This window comes from Streptomyces sp. CO7, from assembly GCF_053474865.1.
The window spans coordinates 1-1,546 of sequence record NZ_JBRIOU010000018.1 but is presented as its reverse complement, the minus strand read 5'-3'; the positions used below and the strand labels follow the sequence as shown (position 1 = coordinate 1,546).

2 protein-coding genes are annotated in these 1,546 nt (G+C 76.9%); both read right to left on the bottom strand.

What is annotated here, in order from left to right; translation table 11 throughout:
* Positions 1 to 347 (bottom strand): hypothetical protein (locus ACOV8S_RS30805; RefSeq protein ID WP_448321779.1); only part of this gene is annotated, 347 nt, incomplete at its 3' end.
* Positions 340 to 1,546, bottom strand: a 1,207-nt coding sequence (locus ACOV8S_RS30800) for an AMP-binding protein (protein WP_448321778.1), incomplete at its 5' end; no start/stop codon positions are given. The genes ACOV8S_RS30805 and ACOV8S_RS30800, both read right to left, overlap by 8 nt.

Here is a 1,546-nt window from a genome sequence, read left to right as displayed (position 1 = left end):
GGGTGGGGGCGGTGGTCCCCGTACCAGCGACGGGCCGCCGCCGCCTCCTCGCCCGGCGCGGCCGTGAGCGGGACCTCCTCGAACCGGAGCACCTCGGACGCCGGCCGGATCGCCATCCGTGCCTCGGGTCCGTCGACCACCAGGCCGCGCAGCTGAGGGTTGTCCTCGCAGACCCGAAGACACGCGGCCCGGACCTGGGCGGCGGTCACGTCACCGCGCAGGACCACCGACAGGAAGCCGCCGTTGGTCTCCGTCGGGTGCAGCCGCTGTTCGAGCCACATCGACTCCTGGGCGGGGGAGAGCGGGACCAGCACCGCGGGGGCGGCTGCCCCGGACGGGTCAGCCATGGGTCCTCGCCGGCTCCCCGAGTTCGCGCCGCGCCACCTTCCCGTTGGGCGTGAGCGGCAGCTCCGCGACGCCGACGAACCGGGCCGGCACCATGTAGTCCGGCAGCGCGGCCGCACAGGCCTCGCGCAGCGCCGAGGCGTCGAGGGGACCCGCCCCCTCCTCGGGCACCACGTACGCGCGCAGCGCCACGGTCCGCTCCGTCCCGTGCCCCACCACGGCGGCCCGGCGCACGCCGGGGACGCGTGCCAGCACGGCCTCGATCTCCCCCGGTTCCACCCGGTAGCCGCGCACCTTGAGCTGGTCGTCGATGCGGCCGACGAAGTGCAGCAGCCCGTCCCGCAGACGGACCAGGTCGCCGGTCAGGTACACGCGCCGCTCGCCCGCCGACGCGTCGGGCAGCCGCCGGAACCGGGCGGCGGTGCCCTGCGCGTCGCCGAGGTAGCCGACGGCCAGGCAGTCCCCGGCCACCACCAGCTCCGCCTCGTCCCCCTCGGCGAAGGGCGCCAGCACGCCGTCCACGACCCGCAGCAGCTCCGCCGAGGCGACCGGGCCGCCGAGCGGGGGGTGGACCGGCCAGCTCCCCGGGTCGGGGCCGAGACGGTGCTCGGTCACCACATGGGTCTCGCTCGGGCCGTACTGGTTGACCAGACAGGCGTCGAGGCCGCCGAACAGCGCCCGTACCTCCTCGTTGACGACCAGCCGCTCCCCGGCGACCACGACCTCCCGCAGGGCGGGCAGACGGTGCCCGGTCACCGGCACGGCGACGGCCAGCGCGTGCAGCGACGCCACCGGCAGGAAGGCCCGCACCACCGCACGCTTCTCCAGGACCGCCGCGAGCAGGAAGGGGTCGCGGCGGGCCCGGTCGTCGACCACGACCAGGGCGGCCCCCGCGGCCCAGGTCGTCACCAGTTCCTGGAAGGCCACGTCGAAACCGACGGAGGCGGCGTGCGCGGTCGTGGGGGACTGCGGCCAGGGCCAGGTGCGCATGTGCCAGGCGGCGAGGTCCTCCAGGACGACGGGCGGCACCGCCACGCACTTCGGCGTGCCGGTCGAGCCGGAGGTCGCCACCACGTACGCCACGGGCCCGGTCAGGCGGGGACCGACCCCGCAGGGCGCCGCGTCGTGCAGGTCGCGCACCGCGCACCCCGGCCCGTCCGCCGGACGGAGGCCGGGCGGAGGGGCGGCGCCGTCGTGGAGC